Raw genomic sequence first — 22,029 nt, 5'->3', positions numbered from 1 at the left:
GGCGGACTCGTGGGGTTGGCTGGCTTGTGGGGCGATGTCAGGTTAAGCGCATATATGACAGATATGGTGGATTGCGTGCGGAGCGGTGTCCGCCCGGGTCGGAGTCGTGGGATCGGCGGACGAACGGGTAGGGACCAGGGCAGGTACGGACGGGCAATCGGCCGGGGCACCGGCGTATCAGGGAGGCAGTGGTGAGGACAGCGGCACTGGGACCGGCCGAGCGGGCCGAGGCGCTCGCCCGCATGTCGGAGCGCGAACTGGACATACTGGTCGTCGGCGGCGGGGTGGTCGGCGCCGGCACCGTCCTGGACGCGGTGACCCGCGGCCTGTCGACGGGCATCGTCGAGGCGCGCGACTGGGCCTCGGGCACCTCCAGCCGTTCCAGCAAACTCGTCCACGGCGGGCTGCGCTATCTGGAGATGCTGGACTTCGCGCTGGTGCGCGAGGCGCTCAAGGAGCGCGGGCTGCTGCTCCAGCGGATCGCCCCCCACCTGGTCAGGCCCGTCCCCTTCCTCTATCCGCTGCGGCACCGGGGCTGGGAGCGGCTGTACGCGGGCTCCGGGGTGGCGCTGTACGACGTGCTCGCCACGGCCTCGGGACGCAGCCGCGGCCTGCCCCACCACCGGCACCTGACGCGCCGCCAGGCCCTTCGGGTGGCGCCCGCCCTGCGCAAGGACGCGCTGGTGGGCGCCCTGCAGTACTACGACGCGCAGATGGACGACGCCCGCTACGTCGCCGCCCTGGTGCGCACCGCCGCCGCCTACGGCGCCCACGCCGCCAACCGGGCCCGCGTGGTGGGCTTCCTGCGCGAGGGCGAGCGCGTGGTCGGCGCCCGGGTGGAGGACCTGGAACAGGGCGGCGAGTACGAGATCCGGGCCAGGCAGGTCGTCAACGCCACCGGCGTGTGGACCGACGACACCCAGCGGCTGACCGCCGAACGCGGACAGTTCCACGTCCGCGCCTCCAAGGGCATCCACCTGGTGGTGCCCCGCGACCGCATCCACTCCACCACCGGGCTGATCCTGCGCACCGAGAAGAGCGTGCTGTTCGTCATCCCCTGGGGGCGGCACTGGATCATCGGCACCACCGACACCGGATGGGACCTGGACAAGGCCCACCCGGCGGCCTCCAGCGCCGACATCGACTACCTGCTCGACCACGTCAACTCGGTGCTGGCCGTGCCGCTCACACGCGACGACGTGGAGGGCGTGTACGCCGGACTGCGCCCGCTGCTGGCCGGGGAGTCGGACGCCACCAGCAAGCTCTCGCGCGAACACACCGTCGCCCACCCGGTGCCGGGCCTGGTGGTCGTCGCGGGCGGCAAGTACACGACGTACCGGGTGATGGCCAAGGACGCGGTCGACGAGGCCGTCCACGGGCTCGACCACCGCGTCGCCGAGTGCACCACGGAGGAGGTGCCGCTGGTCGGCGCCGAGGGCTACCACGCGATGTGGAACGCCCGCGCCCGCCTCGCCGCCCGCACCGGCCTGCACGTGGCGCGCGTGGAGCACCTGCTGGGCCGGTACGGCTCGCTGACCGACGAGGTGCTGGAGCTGATCGCCGCCGATCCGAGCCTGGGCGAGCCGCTGCCGTGCGCGGACGACTACCTCAGGGCGGAGGTGGTGTACGCCTGCACACACGAGGGCGCGCGCCACCTGGACGACGTCCTCACCCGTCGTACCCGCATCTCCATCGAGACCTTCGACCGGGGCACGCGCAGCGCGCGGGAGTGCGCCGAGCTGATGGCGCCGGTGCTCGGCTGGGACGCCGGCCAGATCGACCGAGAGGTGGAGCACTACCACAAGCGGGTCGAGGCCGAGCGGGAGTCCCAGCGCCAGCCCGACGACCAGACCGCCGACGCCGCACGCCTGGGCGCGCCGGACATCGTGCCGCTCCAGCCGCTGTGACGGTCCGGCCGCCGTGACGGCCCGTCACCGGCGTTTGGTGCGCGTTTGGTGTGCGGGTGCGGCGAGAATGCCGGGGCGTCAGCCCCGTTCCCGCGCACCGCCGTTCCGGTTGTGTGTCCCCGGCCGCGTGCACCGCTGTCCGCCCCGTGGGGGAGAATGGGGCCACTGCTGGGGCGGGCTGAGTGTGAGGGGACGCATGAGCGACGTGGACGGCCGCGGCAAGAAGGCCGGACGGCTGCTGGGCGGGCGTTACCGGCTGGGCGACGTCCTGGGCCGCGGCGGAATGGGCACCGTTTGGCGGGCCGAGGACGAGGTCCTGGGCCGTACCGTCGCGGTGAAGGAGCTGCGCTTCCCCTCCAGCATCGACGAGGAGGAGAAGCGCCGGCTGATCACCCGTACGCTGCGCGAGGCCAAGGCCATCGCGCGCATCCGCAGCAGCAGCGCCGTCACCGTCTACGACGTGGTCGACGAGGACGACCGCCCCTGGATCGTCATGGAGCTGATCGACGGCCGCTCCCTGGCCGACGTGCTGCGCGAGGACGGTCCGCTGGAGCCGCGGCGGGCGGCCGAGGTGGGCCTGGCGATCCTCGACGTGCTGCGCGCCGCGCACCGCGAGGGCATCCTGCACCGTGACGTGAAGCCCTCCAACGTCCTGATCGCCGACGAGGACGGCCGGGTGGTCCTCACGGACTTCGGCATCGCCCAGATCGAGGGCGACCCCTCCCTCACCTCCACCGGCATGCTGGTCGGCGCGCCCTCCTACATAGCGCCGGAGCGGGCGCGCGGTCAGCGCCCCGGCCCGCCGTCCGACCTGTGGTCGCTGGGCGGGCTGCTGTACGCGGCGGTGGAGGGCCACCCGCCGTACGACAAGGGTTCGGCGATCGCCACCCTGACCGCGGTGATGACCGAGCCTCTGGAGCCGCCCAAGCGCGCCGGGGCCCTGAAGGCGGTCATCCACGGCCTGCTGGACAAGGACGCGGAAGAGCGGCTGGACGAGCCGGGCGTGCGGGTGCTGCTGGAGCGCGCGGCCCGCGGGCCGCGGGCCGGAGCCGGGGGCGGGGAGAAGGAGGAGCCGGAGGGCACCCGTGCGACCGTGCTCCCGGTGACCGGCGCCGGCGAGTCCGGCCCGGCCGGCACGGGCGGTGAGCGGCTGCGCGAGGCGCCGCGGTCCGTACGCGCCGCCCCGGCAGCCGCCCCGGCCGGGCGTGGCGCGGAGAGGGAGACCGGGAAGGAGACCGGGGAGGGGACCGGCGGGAAGGACGCCGCGGGCGGCCCCCAGGCGGCCGGCGGCGGTACCGCGGTCACCACCGCCGCCCCGGCCGGTGTGGCCCGCGCGGCCCGTATGGCACGGCAGCCCGCCGGGCTCGCGGTGGTCGCCGTGGTGGTGCTGGCCCTGCTCGGCACCGTCCTGGTGGTCGCGCTCGCCGGCGACGACGAGGAGGCCGGGGCCGGATCCGGCCGGTCCGCGGCCCCGACCGCCGGGCAGGACGGCAAGGACGGCGGGTCGGACGGGCCCTCCGCCGAGCCCTCCGCCGACGAGGACGGCCGGGAGGAGCGGGAGGGCGGCGAGACCGGCGAGGAACCGCCCGAGGGCTTCGAGACGGTCACCGACGACCGGTTCCACTTCTCGATGGCCATGCCCGAGGGCTACGAGCGCGCCGGGATAGCGGGCCGGAACTCCGGCGGCAAGTACGCTCCGCGCGGCGGTGGCTACCCCAGGGTCCAGGTCGACTTCAACGGCAGCCCCGGGGACAGCGCGGCGGGCGCCTGGCGCTCCCTCGAGCCCGCGGTGCGCGGCAGCAGCACCGGCTACTCCCTGGTCGGCATCAAGCCCGTGAAGTGGCGGGACTACCCGACCGTCGCGGACTGGACGTTCGAGCGCGTGGAGAGCGGCAAGCGGGTGCGCGTCCTCAACCGCGGCTTCCGGGTCGACGGCACCCACGGCTACGCCATCATGATCACCTGCGAGGCGGACAAGTGGGACGGCGAGAAGTGCCGCACGGTCCTGAAGACCGCGTTCCGGACGTTCCGCCCCCGGGACTGAGACGGACAACCGGCCGGCGGGCGACGCGAGGCCGTCCCGGCACGTATCGTGATAGTACGCAGACCCTGTGCGTCCGTGATCCGGCCGGTGGGAAAGGGTCTTGACGGACCGTAGGGCATCAGGCCGTGTGGGGAGGGCGCCGTGGACGAGTACTCGGGTCGGCTGCTGGCCGAGCGGTACCGCTTGCCGCGTCCGCCGTCCGATGAGTACGAGCTGGTGGAGTCCCGCGCGTACGACACGGCCAGCGGGCAGGAGGTGCTGGTCCGCCAGGTGCCGCTGCCGGAGGTCGTCGAGGCCGAGTTCGTCGGCGGTGGCGGCCACGGGCACGCCCACACCGGCCGTGCCACGCGGCGTCCGGCCGATCCCGCCGTGCGGCGCGCGGTGGAGGCGGCGCTGGCCGCCTCCCGCATACCCGACCACCCGCGGCTCGACCAGGTCTTCGACGTCTTCGTCGAGGGCGACGGGCTGTGGATCGTCAGCGAACTGGTCGCGGCCCGGCCGCTGGCCGCCCTGCTCGCCGAGCGCCCGCTGAGCCCCCACCGGGCGGCGGAGCTGGCCGCCGACCTGCTCACGGCCCTGCGCGCGGTCCACGCGCACGGCTGGGTCCACCGCAACATCACCCCCCGCACCGTCCTCGTCTGCGACGACGGCCGTGCCGTGCTCACCGGGCTGGCCGCCGGCGCGGCGGAGGAGGCCCTGTGCGGGTACGACCCTCTCCCGGCGCCGCCGAGCGTGCTGCCGCGCGGTCATGTGGACGGCTCCGCGGACGGCCATGCCGACGACGTACCCGGGGCCCGGTGGGGCGGGGACGGCGGTGTCCCCGGGCTGCCGCCCGGCTACCGGGGGGCGGACCAGGGCCCGGCGGCGGGCGGAGTGCCCCGCCAGATGGCCGGCCCCGGCGCCGACGAGGGCCCGGGGGCGCGGGAGTACGGGGCGCGCGGCCCCTACGCGTCCCACGACGGCGGCGGGCACCCGGAGCGCGGCCCGGCCGCCGAACGCGCCGCGCGCAGCGGCGCCATCGCCGCCTACCGGGCCGGGGCACGTGCCGCCGCCGCCCGGGCCGAGGTCGAGGCGCGCAGGGACGAGGCCGGCCGGCAGGCCGGGGACCTGAGCCCGGTACCCCCCGGTGCCTCGCCTCCGTACGGCGGCGAGGCGTACGGCGAGGAGCCGCACGGCGAACGGACGCCGCCCGCGCGGAGCTGGGGCGAGGAGGACGGCGACCGCTACCGCGGTCCCACCACCGCGCTCGCCGCCGAGCGCGCCCGCCAGACCAGGACGGCGATCGTCGGCGCCGTCACCGAGCGCTGGGCCCCCGAGCAGGCCGGGCCCGTCTACGAGAACTGGCGGCTGGCCCCGCCGGTCGGCCCGGCGGCCGATCTGTGGGGTCTGGGCGCGCTGCTGTTCCGGGCCGTTCAGGGACACGCCCCCTACCCCGAGGAGTCGGTGGCCGAGCTGGTGCAGATGGTGTGCGCCGAGCCGCCCGCGTTCGCCGAGGAGTGCGGTGCGCTGCGGCCCGTCGTGGAGTCGCTGCTGCGCCAGGACCCGACCGAGCGGCCGGACTTCGAGGAGCTGGGCGGCTGGCTGCGCTCCCTGATCCGCTCCGCGCCCGAGCCCGAGGTCGGGCTGCACACGGTCACCGCGCCCCTTTCGCTGGAGGCCGGCCGGCCCGCCGACCCCAGGCGGCTGCCGATCATAAGGCGCCGGGGCGAGCTGGTGCGCAGGAAGCGGGCGGAGCGGTCCCCGGTGGCCGCCCACGCCCGGCACCGGCGCGCCCGGAAGCAGAGGTCCCCGCGCCGGCTGGGCATGGTCCTGGTCGGGCTGGTCCTCCTGCTGCTGACCGGGACGCTGGTGTACGCGGCCGTGTACATGCCCGAGGGCGGCGCCGGCTCCTCCGGAAACAGTGCCGACCAGCGGCCCGGCAGCGTGGGCGCGCAGCCGGAGCGGCCGGTGCAGGAGGCCCCGCCGCGGGAGGCCGGGGCCGGGGAGCCGGGCGGGCCTGAGGACTCGGGGGCGCCCGGCACGGAGCGGCCGCAGGCCGGCGATTCGGTGGAGGGACTCGACGGCTATGTGCTGCACAAGGACGCGGCCGACTTCCGGATCGCGCTCCCCGAGGACGCTCGGCGGGCGGGGCCGGACGGCCGGGGGCGGACGGTCTTCACGCACGGGGACCTGGAGATCGTCGTGGTGCCCGGCCGGGACACCACCGAGGAGTACGGTTCGGACGCGATGGCGTACCTCACCGACGACCAGCGGGAGCTGGACGCGTACCGCGCCGCGGACTGGGCGACCAACTCCGGGATGCGGCGGATACAGGTGGGCCGGACGGTGATGGCCGAAGGCCGGTTCAGCTGGCGCGGGGGCGCGGACAGCACCTACATGTGCGACCGGGCGGTCATCGTCGACGGACGCTACCACTCGGTGCTGGTCAGGGGGCCGGAGAGCCGGAAGGACGACATCGACCGCGTCTTCGACACGATCGCCGACACCTACCGCGCCACCGGCTGAGCCGAGCCCGTACGGGCGCCCGCCCGCTTCCCGGGCCGCCGCCCGTGTGCGCGTGCGATCCGTGCCAGTGTTCACTGGCGGATTCCGTGAAAAATGGTTACCGCCGGGTACACAGGAGGTTTCCCACGCCGTACCCTCCCCGGTATGACGGATTCGCCAGGCACCGCCGCCACCGGGACGGCGCGGACGACGGGCACCGGCCCCGGCGCCCCCGCTGCTCCCGCGGTCACCGCAGCTCCCGCAGCCCCCGCGGCACCCACGACGGCCGGCAACCCGGTCGCCACCGCACCCGCCGCCGCCCGTACCGCCGCCGACGTGGTGACCGGCGAGCTGGTCGCCCGGCTGACCCGTGGTCTGGCGGGCAGCGGCCGCACCGCGTGCCACACCCCCTTCACCGGCGAGAAGCTGGCCGACCTGCCCGAATCCACCCCCGCGGACGTCGCCGAGGCCTACGCCCGGGCCCGCGAGGCGCAGCGGTCGTGGGCGGCGCGGCCGGTGCGCGAACGCGCGGCCGTCCTGCTGCGCTTCCACGACCTGCTGCTCTCCCGCCAGTCGGAGGCGCTGGACCTGGTCCAGCTCGAGACCGGCAAGGCGCGGCTGCACGCCCACGAGGAGGTGCAGGCGGTCGCCGTCGCCGCCCGCCACTACGGCCGCAGGGCCCGGGCGTACCTGCGCCCCCGCAACCACACCGGTGCCATCCCGGTGCTCACCGGGGTGCGGGAGCTGCGCCACCCCAAGGGCGTGGTCGGGCAGATCGCCCCGTGGAACTACCCGCTGGAGCTGTCGGTCGGCGACGCGCTGCCCGCCTTCGCCGCGGGCAACGCCGTCGTCATGAAGCCCGACACCGAGACCGCCCTGACCGCCCTGTGGGCACGCGATCTGCTGATCGAGGCCGGGCTGCCCGCCGGCGTCTGGCAGATCGTGATCGGCGAGGGGCCGGTCGTCGGCCCGGCCGTCGTCGACCACGCCGACTACGTCTCCTTCACCGGCTCCACCCGCACCGGCCGCGAGGTCGCCCAGCGGGCCGCGTTCCGCCTGGTGGGGACCTCCCTGGAACTGGGCGGCAAGAACGCCATGCTGGTGCTGGAGGACGCCGACCTCGACAGGGCGGCCGAGGGCGCGGTACGGGCCGCGTTCTCCTCGGCCGGGCAGCTGTGCATCTCCATCGAGCGGCTCTACGTCCACGACTCGGTCGCCGACGCCTTCCTGGAGCGGTTCACCGCCCGCACCGGGGCGCTGCGCCTGGGCTCGGCGCTGGCCTACGGCGCCGACATGGGATCGCTCGTCTCGGAGCGGCAGCTGGAGAACGTGGTGCGGCACGTGGACGACGCCGTCGCCAAGGGCGCGAAGGTCCTGGCCGGCGGCAGGGCACGCCCCGACGTAGGCCCGCTGTTCTACGAGCCGACCGTCCTGGAGGGCGTCACCGCCCCCATGGCCGTCTGCGGCGAGGAGACCTTCGGCCCCGTCGTCTCCGTCTACCGCTTCACCGACGAGGACGAGGCGGTCGCGCTGGCCAACGCCACCCCCTACGGCCTCAACTCCAGCGTATGGACGAAGAACACCCGCCGGGGCCGCGGGATCGCGGCCCGGCTGCGCACCGGCACGGTGAACGTCAACGAGGGCTACGCCGCCGCGTACGGCAGCGTCCAGTCGCCGATGGGCGGCATGGGCGAGTCCGGGGTGGGCCGCCGGCACGGCTCGGAGGGCATCCTCAAGTACACCGAGGCGCAGACCGTCGCCACCCAGCGGCTGCTGCCCATGGCCCCGTCGCTCGGCATGGACGACGAGAGGTACGCGGCGTTCATGAGCGCCGCCCTGCGCGCGATGAAGGCGTTCCGCCTCCGCTGACGCCACTCCCTCCCGCCTTCTCCGCCCGGAACCGATATGCACCACCGGAGGTCCCCGTGCCCCGACCGCAGGACGAAGCAGCGCCACAGCCGTCCGGCCCGCCGCAGCCGTGCGACTACGACGTGATCGTGGTCGGTTCCGGTTTCGGCGGTTCGGTGTCCGCGCTGCGGCTGACGGAGAAGGGCTACCGGGTCGGGGTGCTGGAGGCGGGGCGGCGTTTCACCCGCCGGACGCTGCCGAGGAACTCCTGGGACCTGAGGAACTACCTGTGGGCCCCGGCGCTGGGCCTGTACGGCATCCAGCGCATCCATCTGATGGACAAGGTGATGATCCTGGCCGGCGCCGGGGTGGGCGGCGGTTCGCTGAACTACGCCAACACCCTCTACGTGCCGCCGCCGGCCTTTTTCACCGACCGGCAGTGGGGCCGCATCACCGACTGGCAGGAGGAGCTGAAGCCGTACTACGACCAGGCCAGGCGGATGCTGGGCGTGCGGCTGAACCCCACGGTGACGCCGTCGGACGTCCACCTGAGGGCCGCGGCCGGGAAGATGGGCGTGGGCGACACCTTCCACCTGGCGCCGGTGGGCGTCTTCTTCGGCGACGGCAAGGACGCCGCGGGCGAGATCAAGGCCGCTCCGGGCGCGGAGGTGCCCGACCCCTACTTCGGCGGTGCGGGCCCCTCCCGCCGGGCGTGCACCGAGTGCGGCGAGTGCATGACCGGCTGCCGGCACGGAGCCAAGAACACCCTCAACGAGAACTACCTGTACCTCGCCGAGAAGGCGGGCGCGGTCATCCACCCGATGACCACCGTCACCGAGGTGACCGAGGACGGCGCCGGGGGCTTCAGGGTGACCACGGTGCGCACCGGGAAGCGCCGGGGGCGGCGTACGGTGCTGCGCGCGGAGAGGGTGGTGGTCGCCGCCGGTACCTACGGCACCCAGACGCTGCTGCACCGGATGCGCGACGCCGGCCTGCTGCCGCACATCTCCCCGAGGCTGGGCGAGCTGACCCGCACCAACTCCGAGGCCCTGGTCGGCGCGATGACCTCTCCGCGCCGCTACCGCAGGAAGCACGGGCCGGACGCCGAGCTCGACTTCACCAGGGGGGTGGCCATCACCTCCTCCGTCCACCCCGACGACAACACCCACATCGAGCCGGTGCGCTACGGCAAGGGCTCCAACGCCATGGGTGCCCTCTCCGTCATCCAGGTGCCCTACGGCCGCGCGCCGAGGCCGCTGGCCTTCCTCGCGCACTGCCTGCGCCACCCCGTGCAGGCAGTGCGAGCGCTGTCCAACTACCGCTGGTCGGAACGGACGATCATCGGTCTGGTGATGCAGTCCCTGGACAACTCCCTGACCACGTACCGCAAGCCCAAGGGGCTGGGCAAGGGCCTGCTGACGGCGAAGCAGGGCCACGGCGCGCCCAACCCGGACCACATCCCCGAGGGCGCCGAGGCCGCACGGCTCGTCGCCGAGGAGATAGGCGGCTTTCCGGGGACGAACGTCGGCGAGCTGATGGGCACCCCGCTGACCGCGCACTTCCTGGGCGGCTGCCCGATCGGCGCCTCACCGCGGGACGGCGTCATCGACCCCTACCACCGGCTCTACGGCCACCCGGGCATCTCGGTCGTGGACGGCTCGGCCGTCTCCGCCAACCTCGGCGTCAACCCGTCGCTGACCATCACCGCCCAGGCGGAGCGGGCGATGTCCCTGTGGCCCAACAAGGGCGAGACCGACCCGCGCCCCGAGCAGGGCACCGACTACGTACGCGTGCCCGTGGTGCCTCCCCGGGCCCCGGCGGTGCCCGGGGAGGCTTTCGCGGCGCTGAAACTGCCGGTGCTGCCGGTGCTGCCGGTCCCGGCCGTTCCGCCGAAGCGGACGGCGCCGGAGGCGGAGACGGCGGAGGCGGCCGACGCCTGAGCGGACGCGCGGGGGGAGGGAGCGCGGCCCGGGACGGAACCGCGGAGCGGTCGGTCCCCGGCGTCCCGGGAACCGACCGCTGGGTCGTGGCCGGACCGCTGTCCCCTGCCGTCCGGCCACTGCACCGGAGCGAGGTCCCACGACGCCCGGTCCTCACCTCCCGGGGGAGGACGGCGTCTCATCGCTCCGATGCGCTCCCCACGCCTCCGGGCGCCCGGCCGGCTCTGGGGTCGTCAGGTCCAACGACCGTGCCCCGCCGCGGTAATGCGCCGTACGGGTGGTCGTTCCCCGGGGAGGCGTGGAGCGGGCGGGGGACGCCGGCGGGAGTACGGTTCCGGTGGGGTCAGACGCGCCCGCGGCACAGCTCCAGCAGGGTCATGGCCAGGGAGGTGCCCGGACGGCCCAGCCGCTCGCGGTAGCGGGTGAGGACCTCCATCTCGCGCGAGAGGTTCACCCGGCGCCCGCCCGCGCCGATCCGGGCCCGCTGGATGCGGGCGGAGACATCCATGCGCTCCCGCACCAGAGCGATGATCCGGCGGTCCAGCTCGTCGATCCGCTCGCGGTCCTCCGCGATCCGCTCGTCGGCTCCGGCTCCGGCTCCGGCTCCGGCTTCGGTGGCGGCAGGGGTGGGGGTGGTGGTGGCCATGGCCGTACGTCCCTCCTGGGGTCGTCGCGCCCAGTGCCGGTCGCGCCCCGGGGACACGGCAGGCGCCCCGGGCCTTGACCGGCCCGGGGCGCCTGGGAAGTCGCTCGTCAGTCGTTCACGCGGCGTGCGGCATCCCATGGCGGCCGGCCGGGCCGGTGCCACAGATAAACCAGAAGGTCCGCGCGAACATGCGGTCCAGTATGCACCCGGAGGCGGAGCGGGGCGGGCGCGGGGCCGGATGGTGGGACGGCCGATCGGGTGCACACCCCCGGTAGACTGGGCTTTCCCAGCCCAGATCCACGCCGAAAGGCAGCCAGCCCCGTGGCATCAGAGCCAACCGAGCCCACCGAGCCCACCGCGCCCGCCGAGTCCACGGCCGCGCCCGATGCCCCGGACACCGTCCTCGTCGTCGACTTCGGCGCGCAGTACGCCCAGCTCATCGCCCGCCGCGTACGCGAGGCCCGGGTCTACAGCGAAGTCGTCCCCTCCACCACGCCGGTGGCGGAGATGCTCGCCAGGAACCCGAAGGCGATCATCCTCTCCGGCGGCCCCTCCTCCGTCTACGCCGAGGACGCGCCCGGCATCGACCGCGCGCTGTTCGAGGCCGGGGTGCCCGTCTTCGGCATGTGCTACGGCTTCCAGCTGATGGCCCAGGCGCTGGGCGGCACCGTCGACAACACCGGCCGCCGCGAGTACGGCGGCACGGCCCTGACCGTGACCCGTCCCGGCTCCACCCTCTTCGAGGGCACCCCCGCCGAGCAGTCGGTGTGGATGTCGCACGGCGACGCCTGCTCGGCCGCCCCCGGGGGCTTCACCGTCACCGCCTCCACCGGCGGCGTCCCCGTGGCGGCCTTCGAGGACGACCAGCGCAGGCTGTACGGCGTGCAGTACCACCCCGAGGTGATGCACTCCACGCACGGCCAGCAGGTGCTGGAGCACTTCCTCTACCGGGGCGCCGGCCTGAAGCCGACCTGGACGGCCGCAGGCGTCGTCGAGGAGCAGGTCGCGGCCATCCGCGCCCAGGTCGGCACCAAGCGCGCGATCTGCGGCCTGTCCGGCGGCGTGGACTCCGCGGTGGCCGCAGCCCTGGTCAACAAGGCCATCGGCGAGCGCCTGACCTGCGTGTACGTGGACCACGGGCTGATGCGCAAGGGTGAGTCCGAGCAGGTCGAGAAGGACTTCGTGGCCGCCACCGGCGTCCAGCTCAAGGTGGTGGACGCCGAGAAGCGCTTCCTGGACGCGCTGGCCGGCGTCTCCGACCCGGAGGAGAAGCGCAAGATCATCGGCCGGGAGTTCATCCGCGTCTTCGAGCAGGCCGCGAGCGAGATCGTCGCCGAGGCCGGCTCCGGCGAGGAGGCCGTGGAGTTCCTGGTGCAGGGCACCCTCTACCCGGACGTGGTGGAGTCCGGCGGCGGCACCGGCACCGCCAACATCAAGTCCCACCACAACGTCGGCGGACTGCCCGAGGACCTCCAGTTCCAGCTCGTGGAGCCGCTGCGCAAGCTGTTCAAGGACGAGGTCCGGATGGTCGGCCAGGAGCTGGGTCTGCCCGAGGAGATCGTCCACCGCCAGCCGTTCCCCGGCCCCGGCCTGGGCATCCGCATCGTCGGCGAGGTGACCAAGGAGCGCCTGGACCTGCTGCGCGAGGCCGACGCCATCGCCCGCGAGGAGCTGACGGCGGCCGGGCTGGACCGCGACATCTGGCAGTGCCCGGTGGTGCTGCTCGCCGACGTCCGCTCCGTCGGCGTCCAGGGCGACGGCCGCACCTACGGCCACCCGATCGTGCTGCGCCCGGTCTCCTCGGAGGACGCGATGACGGCCGACTGGACGCGCCTGCCCTACGAGACGCTGGCCCGTATCTCGACCCGCATCACCAACGAGGTCGCCGAGGTCAACCGCGTGGTGCTGGACGTCACCAGCAAGCCGCCGGGGACCATCGAGTGGGAGTGACGCCCTCCGCGCCCTCCTGAACGCCCCTGAACGTCAACGCCCGCGCCGCCGCTCACCCTTTCGAGCGGCGGCGCGGGCGTTTTCGGGTCGATACGCTGGGGTGAGGCCGAGAATCCCGCCCATGGGAGGAACCATGACCGCCGAGCCGCTGCCCAGTGCGTCCACCGGCCGGTGGCCGATGCCGCCGCAGGACGGCTACACCGTGGACGACTTCTTCAGCCTGCCCGACCTCCCGCCGCACACCGAACTGATCGACGGGAGCCTGGTCTTCGTGAGCCCGCAGCGGAACTTCCATTCGCTGACGCTGTACCTGCTGGAGCACGGCCTGCGGACGACCGTCCCCGAGCGCTACCGGGTACGCCGCGAGATGGCCGTGGTGCTCACCGACCGCACCGCGCCCGAACCGGACCTCTGCGTGCTCCGGGCCGAGGCCGTGCGGAGCCGCCGGCAGGCACGCTTCGAGGCGGAGGACGTGGTGCTCGCGGTCGAGGTCGTCTCGCCCGAGTCCGAGGAGAGGGACCGCGACACCAAACCCCACAAGTACGCCCGCGTCGGCATCCCGCACTTCTGGCGGGTGGAGATGACCGGAGAGGAAGACGACCCCGTCGTCTACGTCTATGAACTGGACGCCGTGACCAGGAGCTATGTGGTCACCGGCATCCACCACGACCGGCTGAAGCTCACCGTCCCCTTCGGCATCGACATCGACCTCACCGCGATCGACCGGCTGTAGCTCGTCGGCCTCCCTGCGGGGTGCTCCCGAATCCCGTCAATACCGGTGCTACTACTCACCCCTTCGAGCGGCGGGGCGGGGGTTTGCGGCAAGTCGTACCGGAGGGGTGATCACCATGACGGCATGGACGATGTGGCGACCGCAAACGGAGTCGACGACGAGCCGTTCCCCGAGTGGCTGCGGCCCCCGTACCGGGGCTTCACCGTCGACGACCTCTTCCGCCTGACCGACCTCCCGTCCCACACCCAGCTCGTCGACGGCGCGCTGGTCTTCCCCGCCCGGCAGAGCGCGTACCACTCGCTGGCCAACTCCCTGCTGGTGGAGGGCCTGCGCCGCACCTGCCCGGCACATCTGCGGGTGCGGCGGGAGATGGTCGTGGTGCTCGGCCCCGGGCAGGCGCCCGAGCCGGACGTGTCCGTGATCCGGGCCGAGGCCGTACAGGGGCTGGAGGCCAACCGCTACGACGCCAGGGACGTCGTGCTGGCCGTCGAGACCGTCGCCCCCGACTCGGCGATCCGCGACCGCGAACGCAAACCCCAGCTCTACGCGCGGGCGGGCATCCCGCACTTCTGGCTGGTGGAGGAGGGCACGGGCCGCCGCCCGGTGGTCCACGTCCACCGGCTCGACCCGGGGGCGGGGGCGTACGCCCTCACCGGCGTCCACGAGGGGCGGCTGACGCTCTCCGCTCCGTTCGGCGTCGACATCGACCTCACCGCGATCGACCGGATGTAGCCGGCTCGCGGCCCGCCCGCGAGCCGTACCGGGGGCACTGTCAGTGGCGGCCGTTAGCTTTTCCCTGACACGGAATCAGCCCGAGCGGGTCCGAAGGGAAGCAGTCATGCGCAGGTTCAAGCTCCAGGTCCAGGTCAGCGTCGACGGCTACATGGCCGGGCCGGACGGCGAGATGGACTGGATGACGTTCCCCTGGACCGACGACATCGGCGCCCACATCGACGCGCTCACCAAGCCGGTCGACCACATCGTGCTGGGCCGCCGCCTCGCCGAGGGGTTCATCCCGGCGTGGGCGGCCGGGCCCGAGGGCGAGACCGAGGAGTCCATCGCCTGGATGAACAACACGCCCAAGACCGTGATCTCCGACTCCCTGACCGAGTCGCCATGGGAGGGCGTCGCGGTCGCCGGGGGTGACCTCACCGAGACGGTCAACCGGCTGAAGGAGCGGCCGGGCGGGGACATCATCGCCTACGGGGGCGCCACTCTCGTGCGGAACCTGATCGCCCGGGACCTGCTGGACGAACTCCACCTGTTCGTCAACCCCGTCGCACTCGGCGCCGGGATGCCCGTCTTCCCCGACACCGGCTCCCACCACCGGCTCAGCCTCGTCGCCGCCCGGCCGTTCGAATGCGGGATCACCGCTCTGCACTACGAGCCGAAGCGCTCCTGACCGGCGCGGGCGCCCACCACGCGCCGCGCGGGACGGGGGTTCGCGCGGCGCACACGGTCAGCCCTTCCGGCGGCGGTGCCGGGAGCCGGAGAAGACCGCCCGGTGCGGTGCCGTCCGCCCGGTACGCCGTCGGTGCACTTGCCTCGCGCCGCCGGTGCTGTCACACCACCCTGTGCAAGGGAGCTGACGGGGTTACGCGGCTCGCTCGTCTCCGCCGCGGAGTGTGGAGAGGAACGCGGCCCAGGTGGTGGGGGACAGGCGTATGCAGGGGCCCGTGGGCTCCTTGGAGTCGCGTACGGCCATGCCCCTCTCTGTGTGGCGGACCTCGACACAGTCACCGTTCTGCATGCTGTAACTGCTCTTGAACCACTCGGTACTGAGAGCGGACATGGCCTCTTCCTTAGCTTCGGGACAGTTCGTCGGCGATCTGCAGGATCAACGCTTCCGACTCCAGTGGGCTGAGGGCCGAGGCTCGGATGTGGTCGAACACGCTGTTGTAGTGAGCCGTGTCGTCAGCCGCTTCCAGGTAGGCGTGACTGGTGAAGTGCTCCAGAAGCACGACCTCCAGCTGGGCCGGAGCGGGGAAGCCGTAGAGGGTGAAGGGGAGCATCCCTCCCTTGCACGCCCCTGCTGTGAAGGGTAGTACCTGCAACGTTACGTTCGGAAGCCGCGCCATCTCTACAAGGTGGCGCAGTTGTTCGCTCAGCACCGCCGGCCCGCCGACCTGCTGCCGCAGAGCGGTCTCGCCGAGCACCAGCCACATGTTCAGCGGTTCCGCCTCGGAGCGCGTCAGCGCCTTCTGCCGCTCCAGCCTGATGCGCAGCCTGGTCTGCTGGTCCTCGTTGAGGGGACCGGTGCTCCCGCCCTGGATGATGGCCGTCGCGTACGCCTTGGTCTGCAACAGGGCGTGCACCGTGCTCGGTTGAAAGCCACGGCAGGTCGCCACCTCTTCTTCCAGGCCGATCAGTTCCAGGAAGTCCTGCGGCAGTTTGTCCTCCAGGACACGCCACCAGCGCTGGCGGCGGCTCTCGCGCGCGAGTGCGAGCCAGCCCTCACGCACCGAGTCGTCCTTGACTCCGTAAAAGTCCAGCAGGACGCGGAGGTCGAGCTGGCGGATGCCGCTGCGTCCCGACTCGATGCGACTGACCTTGCCCGGATGGCAGCTCAGCGCGCTTGCCGCGTCCTCCAGATACAGGCCCTTCTCCTCGCGCAGCCGCCGAAGGTTGGTTCCCAACACCCGGCGCCGCACGGTCGGCCTCAGCTCACCAGACACCTCTGCCTCCCTGCCATCGCGCATGCATGTTGTCACACCCCATGTGCACACCGTACTAGATCTTCAATTCAATCAAATTGATTCACTTGCAACTTAGGAGACATGCGGGCACTCTGCTGAGAGTCATCGACTGATCGCAAGAAGTGCCTTGTGCGGCATGGCGCAGCGCCATGCTGCTATCTCGACACGTCCCTGAGAAGTGCACGCATGACCGAACAGCTCCCCACCGCTGGTGTTGTCCTCAAGGAGGACAGGCTCGACTACACCCCGTTCCCCAGCAGCGTGAGCCTGGCCCGGCGACGGACGGCGCGACTGGTGGGTGAGTGGGGATACCCCGGCGTGGCCGGGGACGCATCGCTGATCGTCAGCGAACTGGCCGGCAACGCACTGCTGCACGGCCGTGTGCTGGGGCGGCCGTTCAGGGTGCACCTGATGCTGACGGCGTCGGTGCTGCGCATCGAGGTCAGCGACGCATGCGGGGAACGTCGGCCGGAGCCCCGGACTCCGGCCGACGACGAGCAGTTCGGCCGGGGCCTGTTGATCGTGGACGCCCTCGTCGCGCGCTGGGGCGCCAACCCGCGCACGGTCGGCGAGACGGTCTGGGCCGAGATCGACCTGGGGCGGACGCGGAGCGGTTGACGGCCTTGTCCACCAGCGTGATCGGTTTGCGGTCCTTGGCCGCCGCGTTGGCTGTGCAGATGTGGTGAGTGGTCCGGCGGGCCGGATCGGCCGGTGTGCCGTGCTCCATGACGAGGTCGAGGTACTCCTCCTCGGTCACCTCGCCCTCGGCGTAGATGTAGACCGCGCGTTTGCGGCTGCGCTCGTCCCGCCGCGACTGCCGGCGCGTGTCGTCCTTCCCCCTGGTCCTCGCCATCAGGCTCGCTCTGCCTCCATCGCCTCGGCCATCAGCAGTCTGCGGCCCACCTGGCCCTCCGACAGGCGCGGAACGCCGCCGAAGACCCCCGCCAGGTAGGACGTCATCAGGTCCTCCGTGGTCGCCGGTTTCAGGTCGGAGAGGGGGAAGACCTCGGTCGCCCCGCGTTCGTCCTTCTCCGTCAGCCAGACCTGGCCCGGCTCCAGCAATCGCCCGCCGCCGGGCTCGCGCAGGAGGGAGGGGGCGTGCGAGGTGAAGACCAACTGGGCGTTGCGGCGGTTGACCTGGGGGCGCTGGAAGAGGCGGACGACCTCGGCGGCCACCTGGGGGTGCAGGCTGGAGTCCAGCTCGTCCACCATCAGCACCGCGCCCTCGTCGAGGGCCAGCAGCACCGGGCCGAGCAGCGCGAACCAGGAGCGGGTGCCGAAGGACTCCTTCTCCCAGTCGACGGCGACCGAGTCGTCGCCCTCCGCTCCCCGGACCGCGTGCCGCAGGCGGATCCTCGGGGCCTCACCGGGCCGCCGCTCCACCTCGGCGCCGGTGATGCCCAGGTCCGCCACCCGCAGCAGCTCCTCGATGCGGTGCCGCACCTGCGGGTCCAGCAGCCGCTGGGCGGTGTACGCCTCGCGCTGCGGGCGCTCGGTCTCCGGGGTGACGTCCCACAGGTTGTCCTGGAACCAGCGGTGTATCCGGGTCAGCTGGGGGTGGTTGTCGGCGGCGGCGCGGGAGAGCAGCAGGGCGTTGGGGCGGGTGGTGCGGGCCAGCCGGGCCCGGTCCTGGACGCGCTCGGCGGGGAAGTCGAACTCCTTCTCCCGGCCCGCCTCCCGGTCGAACCAGACCTGGCGGCGGCCCTTGGGGTAGGCGTGCAGCCACTCGCTCTCCACCCGGGTGTCCCCGAGCTCGAAGCCGTAGGTCCAGCGGACCCCGTCCGACAGGACGAAGTCGACCTCCCAGAAGGAGCTCTCGGCGGCGGCCTCGCGGTCCAGAACGAACGCCTCCCGGGGCAGCCCGCGGTAGGACGTCCACTCGCCGTAGGAGGTGAGGACGGCCTCGCGCATCAGCCGCAGGGCCGCGATCACATTGGACTTGCCGGAGGCGTTCGGGCCGAAGACCCCCAGCACGGGGTAGAGCTCCAGGCTCCTGCCGTCGGACAGCGGCAGCGTGCGGGCGGCGGCGCCGTCCCCCTCGGCGGGGGCGGCGAAGGACAGCTCCTGCTCGTCGCGCAGTGACCGCACGTTGGCCACGCGGAACCTCAGCAGCATGCGTCCTCCTCGTCTCGCGCACAGGGTAACCGGGCGGTACCCGGCCGTACCCGCCGGAGAGGGGAACTCACACCAGGCGGCGGGCCGTCGCCCAGCGGGTGAGCTCGTGGCGGTTGGAGAGCTGGAGCTTGCGCAGCACCGCCGAGACATGACTCTCGACTGTCTTGACCGAGATGAACAGCTGCTTGGCGATCTCCTTGTAGGCGTAGCCGCGCGCGATCAGGCGCAGCACCTCGCGCTCGCGCTGGGTGAGGCGGTCCAGGTCCTCGTCCACCGGCGGGGCGTCGGTGGAGGCGAAGGCGTCCAGGACGAAGCCCGCCAGGCGCGGGGAGAACACCGCGTCGCCCTCGGCGACCCGGAAGACGGCCCGGACCAGGTCCGCGCCGGTGATCGTCTTGGTGACGTAGCCGCGGGCGCCGCCGCGGATGACGCCGATGACGTCCTCGGCCGCGTCCGAGACCGACAGGGCCAGGAAGCGCACCGGGCGCTCGGGGTCGGCCATCAGCGTGGCGCTGCGGCGCAGCACCTCCACCCCGCCGCCGCCGGGCAGGTGGACGTCGAGCAGGACGACGTCGGGGCGGGTGGCGGTGATGACCGTGACCGCCTGGTCCACGTCGGCGGCCTCGCCGACGACCTCGACCCCGGTCTCGGCGGTGTCCCCGATCTCCGCCTGGACGCCCGTGCGGAACATCCGGTGGTCGTCCACCAGGACCACCCGGGCCCGGTGCTGCTCCCGGTGCTGTTCCTCGTTCATGCTTCCGCCCTCATGTGTCCGCCCTCTCCATCTCCAGCTCCACCACCGTGCCGCCCTCGGGGGCGGAACGCAGCACCGCCGTACCGCCGTTGCGCCGCATCCGGCCGATGATCGACTCCCGTACGCCCATCCGGTCCGGCGGCACCGAGTCCAGGTCGAAGCCGGGGCCGTGGTCGCGCACGGAGACGAAGACCGTACGTCCCTCGACTTCCGCGAAGACCTGCACCGGGCCGTCCTCGCCACCGTACTTGGCGGCGTTGACCATCGCCTCCCTGGCGGCCTGGAGCTGTGCGGCCAGCCTCTCGTCCAGCGGGCAGTCGCCGACGCAGACCACCTCCACCGGCACCCCGTGGTGGTCCTCCACCTCGGCCGCCGCCCCGCGCACCGCGTCGGCCAGGGTGTCCGGCTCCTCCTCCTCGTCCCTGCCCGTACCGCTCGGCCTGTAGAGCCAGGCCCGCAGCTCGCGCTCCTGGGCGCGCGCGAGACGGGCCACCTCGCGGGGGTTGTCCGCGTTGCGCTGGATCAGGGTGAGGGTGTGCAGGACGGAGTCGTGCACGTGGGCGGCCACCTCGGCCCGCTCCTGCGCCCGGACGCGCATCAGCCGCTCCTGGGACAGGTCCTGCGTGAGGCGGACCAGATACGGTCCGGCCAGCAGCGCCGTACCGACCAGCAGCGCCAGTGACGCCTGGAGCACCGTGCCCAGATGCGGGCCCAGGCCCCGGGTGACGACGAAACCGGTGATGCCCACCCCGACCAGGAGGGCGCCCGCCGCGCTGCGGGCGATGGGCAGCAGCCGCCTGCGGCGGCTGACCTCCGCCCAGTGGGCCCGCCGGGAGTCGTCCGCCTGCCGCCAGACGACGGCCACGCCGATCCCGGCCAGCAGCAGCGGCCAGACATAGGCGTTCGCCTCGCCGAACTGGAGGTTGGAGCCCAGGGAGCCCAGTGCCACGACCAGCACCAGGACCGCCAGGAGCTGGCCCTTGTCGGGCCTGCGGACATGCCGCGGCCCCTCCGCCTTCCCCTCCGCCTTCCTCGGCGGGGCCTCGACGCCGCCCGCGCCCAGCGGCACGAAGAACCAGAAGGCGGCGTACAGCAGGGCGCCCAGGCCGTTGGTCATGAACAGCACGAGGAAGACGATCCGAACCCAGGAGACCGGCACGCCCAGGTGGCCGGCCAACCCGCGTGCGACACCGCCGAGCAGCCGCCCCTCGGAGCTGCGGTAGAGCCTGCGCGGGGGTGGGGACTCGGCGGCGGGCGGCGGAGCGGTGGCTGTCACGCCACGATCGTCACACGGACGAGTGGCGCGGGGCATCAGGGTCGGTCCCTGATCCGGCCCGGAGAACTCAGGGTCGCCTCCGGGACGCCCCCTGATGTCCGGGAGCGGTCGGCACGCCACCATGGTCCCCATGACAGACGCCCAGCCGCCCTCCGGCGAGCCCCGGCCGGAAGCCCCGGAAACCACAGAGGCTCCGGACACCGGGGCACGGCTCACCCGCAGCCGCCGGCACAAGGTCGTCGCCGGAGTGTGCGGCGGCCTGGGCCGCCACTACGACCTCGATCCGGTGATCTTCCGCGTGACGCTGGCCGTGCTGTCGGTCGTCGGCGGTCTCGGCCTGCTCTTCTACGGCTTCGCCTGGCTGCTCGTCCCGCTGGAGGGCGAGGACGAGAACGAGGGGCGGCGGCTGCTGTCGGGCCGCGTGGAGGGCACCACGCTGAGCGCGGTGCTGTGCGCGCTCGTGGGCAGCGGGCTGCTCCTGAACTCGCTGGGCAGCGGCGACGGCGGGACGCAGACGTTCTCCGTGCTGCTGGCCGGATCCGTCGCCGGGGCGGCCTACTGGTCCCGGCACCGGCGCCGCACCGTGACCGTGGAGGAGCAGGGGAGCCCGGCGGAGCCGATGACGGCGCACGCCGTCGCCGACGCGCCCCCCGAGGCCCAGGCCCCGCCCGCGCCGGCCGGGCCGTCGTGGTGGCGCGAGCCGCTGACGAAGGACGGGCCGCCGCAGACGCCACCGGACACCGGGTACCTGTGGGGGCCGGAGGACGAGTCGTCCGCCGGTCCGTACGCGAGCGTGCCCCCGTACGCGAGCGCGCCCCCGTACCGGAAGGCGGCGCCGGTCGGGGACGGGTCCGGCCCCGAGCGGTCCGGCGCGCCGCGCGGGCGCAGATCCATCGGCGGCCCGGTCTTCCTGCTGGCCCTGGCCGCGGCGGCGATCGGCGCCGCCGCCGTCTGGCACACGCAGCCGCTGGGTGTCGCGCTGTCCGTCGGCCTCGGCTCGGCGCTGGGCGTCTTCGTCCTGGGCGCGCTGGTCAGCGTCTTCTACGGGCGGATCGGCGGAGGGACGTTCTTCGCGATCATGTGCACCGGCCTGCTGCTGGCGGGCTCGATGCTGCTGCCGAGGGACATCACCACCGACTGGGCCGAGAGGGCGTGGAGCCCGGCGAGCGCGGCCGCGGTCGAGGAGCGGTACGAGCTGGGCACCGGATCGGCCCTGCTCGACCTCTCGGGGGCGAGTCCGGGCGAGGGCCGGACGCTGAGCACGGTGCTGGACCTGGGCGCCGGCGAGGCGCGGATCACGGTCCCCCCCGGCGTCGAGGTGGAGCTGACCGTCGACGTGGGCGTCGGCGGCTACCGGCTGGCCGGGTTGCCCGGGGACGGCGGCTGGGGGACCGCGCAGGGCGGCGGGATCGGGATCGCCGAGCGGCGCACACTGCCCCCGGCCGAGGACGGCGGCCCGGGGGGCACGCTGCGGCTGACCGTCCGCGTCGGGGTGGGCGAGGCCGTGATCGTGCAGCATCTGCCGGACGGAGCGGCCGGGGAGGGGGACGGCCCCGCGGCACCGGGGAAGGAGCCGGGGGAGCAGCCGCGGAAGGAGCCGGCGGGGATCGCGCGGTGAGGCGGTGTGCGTCCGGCC

General features: G+C 73.4%; 17 protein-coding genes. 11 read left to right on the top strand and 6 right to left on the bottom strand.

Annotated features, from left to right (window positions below):
* Window positions 1-191 precede the first annotated feature (191 nt).
* The 5 genes from ACGRHY_RS10080 to ACGRHY_RS10060 all read left to right on the top strand — a co-directional run bounded on the left by ACGRHY_RS10080 (window position 192) and on the right by ACGRHY_RS10060 (window position 10,223).
* Entirely contained in the window at window positions 192-1,907 is a 1,716-nt protein-coding gene (locus tag ACGRHY_RS10080) for a glycerol-3-phosphate dehydrogenase/oxidase (protein WP_394635056.1), read from the top strand.
* Window positions 1,908-2,103: 196 nt separating this feature from the next.
* Window positions 2,104-3,951, top strand: coding sequence for a serine/threonine-protein kinase (locus tag ACGRHY_RS10075; protein ID WP_394635055.1), 1,848 nt, complete (start codon window positions 2,104-2,106; stop codon window positions 3,949-3,951).
* Window positions 3,952-4,092: 141 nt separating this feature from the next.
* Window positions 4,093-6,456: a serine/threonine kinase C-terminal domain-containing protein gene (locus ACGRHY_RS10070; protein ID WP_394635054.1), complete on the top strand. Its 2,364-nt coding sequence runs from the start codon at window positions 4,093-4,095 to the stop codon at window positions 6,454-6,456.
* 144 nt (window positions 6,457-6,600) lie between these two features.
* Window positions 6,601-8,304 carry a succinic semialdehyde dehydrogenase gene (locus tag ACGRHY_RS10065; RefSeq protein ID WP_394635053.1) on the top strand — a complete coding sequence of 568 codons (1,704 nt, stop codon included), beginning with the start codon at window positions 6,601-6,603 and terminating at the stop codon, window positions 8,302-8,304.
* Between the two features lie 56 nt (window positions 8,305-8,360).
* A complete protein-coding gene (locus ACGRHY_RS10060; RefSeq protein ID WP_394635052.1) occupies window positions 8,361-10,223 on the top strand; it encodes a GMC family oxidoreductase N-terminal domain-containing protein in 1,863 nt (620 codons plus the stop codon).
* Between the two features lie 343 nt (window positions 10,224-10,566).
* Here the strand turns inward: ACGRHY_RS10060 and ACGRHY_RS10055 are convergent, their stop codons facing one another.
* Window positions 10,567-10,869 carry a chorismate mutase gene (locus ACGRHY_RS10055; protein ID WP_394635051.1) on the bottom strand — a complete coding sequence of 101 codons (303 nt, stop codon included), beginning with the start codon at window positions 10,867-10,869 and terminating at the stop codon, window positions 10,567-10,569.
* Between the two features lie 321 nt (window positions 10,870-11,190).
* Here ACGRHY_RS10055 and guaA point away from each other — a divergent pair, with 321 nt between their 5' ends.
* The 4 genes from guaA to ACGRHY_RS10035 all read left to right on the top strand — a co-directional run bounded on the left by guaA (window position 11,191) and on the right by ACGRHY_RS10035 (window position 14,954).
* A complete protein-coding gene (gene guaA, locus ACGRHY_RS10050; protein WP_394635050.1) occupies window positions 11,191-12,819 on the top strand; it encodes a glutamine-hydrolyzing GMP synthase in 1,629 nt (542 codons plus the stop codon).
* Window positions 12,820-12,940: 121 nt separating this feature from the next.
* Window positions 12,941-13,552 (top strand): Uma2 family endonuclease, encoded by a 612-nt coding sequence (locus tag ACGRHY_RS10045; RefSeq protein WP_394635049.1) that lies wholly within the window; start codon window positions 12,941-12,943, stop codon window positions 13,550-13,552.
* 123 nt (window positions 13,553-13,675) lie between these two features.
* Window positions 13,676-14,284, top strand: coding sequence for a Uma2 family endonuclease (locus ACGRHY_RS10040; protein WP_394635048.1), 609 nt, complete (start codon window positions 13,676-13,678; stop codon window positions 14,282-14,284).
* Between the two features lie 106 nt (window positions 14,285-14,390).
* Window positions 14,391-14,954: a dihydrofolate reductase family protein gene (locus tag ACGRHY_RS10035; RefSeq protein WP_394635047.1), complete on the top strand. Its 564-nt coding sequence runs from the start codon at window positions 14,391-14,393 to the stop codon at window positions 14,952-14,954.
* A gap of 192 nt (window positions 14,955-15,146) precedes the next feature.
* Here the strand turns inward: ACGRHY_RS10035 and ACGRHY_RS10030 are convergent, their stop codons facing one another.
* Complete coding sequence (locus ACGRHY_RS10030) at window positions 15,147-15,344, bottom strand: DUF397 domain-containing protein (protein WP_394635046.1); 198 nt, start codon at window positions 15,342-15,344, stop codon at window positions 15,147-15,149.
* Window positions 15,345-15,354: 10 nt separating this feature from the next.
* The gene (locus ACGRHY_RS10025; RefSeq protein WP_394635045.1) at window positions 15,355-16,227 is read right to left on the bottom strand and encodes a helix-turn-helix domain-containing protein; all 873 of its coding nucleotides are present in this window, start codon (window positions 16,225-16,227) and stop codon (window positions 15,355-15,357) included.
* Window positions 16,228-16,434: 207 nt separating this feature from the next.
* Here ACGRHY_RS10025 and ACGRHY_RS10020 point away from each other — a divergent pair, with 207 nt between their 5' ends.
* The gene (locus ACGRHY_RS10020) at window positions 16,435-16,866 is read left to right on the top strand and encodes an ATP-binding protein (RefSeq protein ID WP_394635044.1); all 432 of its coding nucleotides are present in this window, start codon (window positions 16,435-16,437) and stop codon (window positions 16,864-16,866) included.
* A 234-nt stretch (window positions 16,867-17,100) separates the two neighbouring features.
* Here the strand turns inward: ACGRHY_RS10020 and ACGRHY_RS10015 are convergent, their stop codons facing one another.
* The 3 genes from ACGRHY_RS10015 to ACGRHY_RS10005 form a co-directional block, all read right to left on the bottom strand.
* Complete coding sequence (locus ACGRHY_RS10015; protein WP_394635043.1) at window positions 17,101-18,363, bottom strand: AAA family ATPase; 1,263 nt, start codon at window positions 18,361-18,363, stop codon at window positions 17,101-17,103.
* Between the two features lie 67 nt (window positions 18,364-18,430).
* Window positions 18,431-19,117, bottom strand: coding sequence for a LuxR C-terminal-related transcriptional regulator (locus ACGRHY_RS10010; protein ID WP_394635042.1), 687 nt, complete (start codon window positions 19,115-19,117; stop codon window positions 18,431-18,433).
* A gap of 10 nt (window positions 19,118-19,127) precedes the next feature.
* A complete protein-coding gene (locus ACGRHY_RS10005; protein ID WP_394635041.1) occupies window positions 19,128-20,429 on the bottom strand; it encodes a PspC domain-containing protein in 1,302 nt (433 codons plus the stop codon).
* A 94-nt stretch (window positions 20,430-20,523) separates the two neighbouring features.
* On the opposite strand from ACGRHY_RS10005, the gene ACGRHY_RS10000 reads away from it, so the two are divergent.
* On the top strand, window positions 20,524-22,011 hold the full coding sequence (locus tag ACGRHY_RS10000) for a PspC domain-containing protein (protein ID WP_394635040.1): 1,488 nt from the start codon (window positions 20,524-20,526) through the stop codon (window positions 22,009-22,011).
* Window positions 22,012-22,029: the final 18 nt, after the last annotated feature.

The organism is Streptomyces shinuiensis (assembly GCF_043660855.1).
Taxonomy (GTDB): domain Bacteria; phylum Actinomycetota; class Actinomycetes; order Streptomycetales; family Streptomycetaceae; genus Streptomyces.
This window is presented reverse-complemented; position numbering and strand designations above follow the sequence as displayed.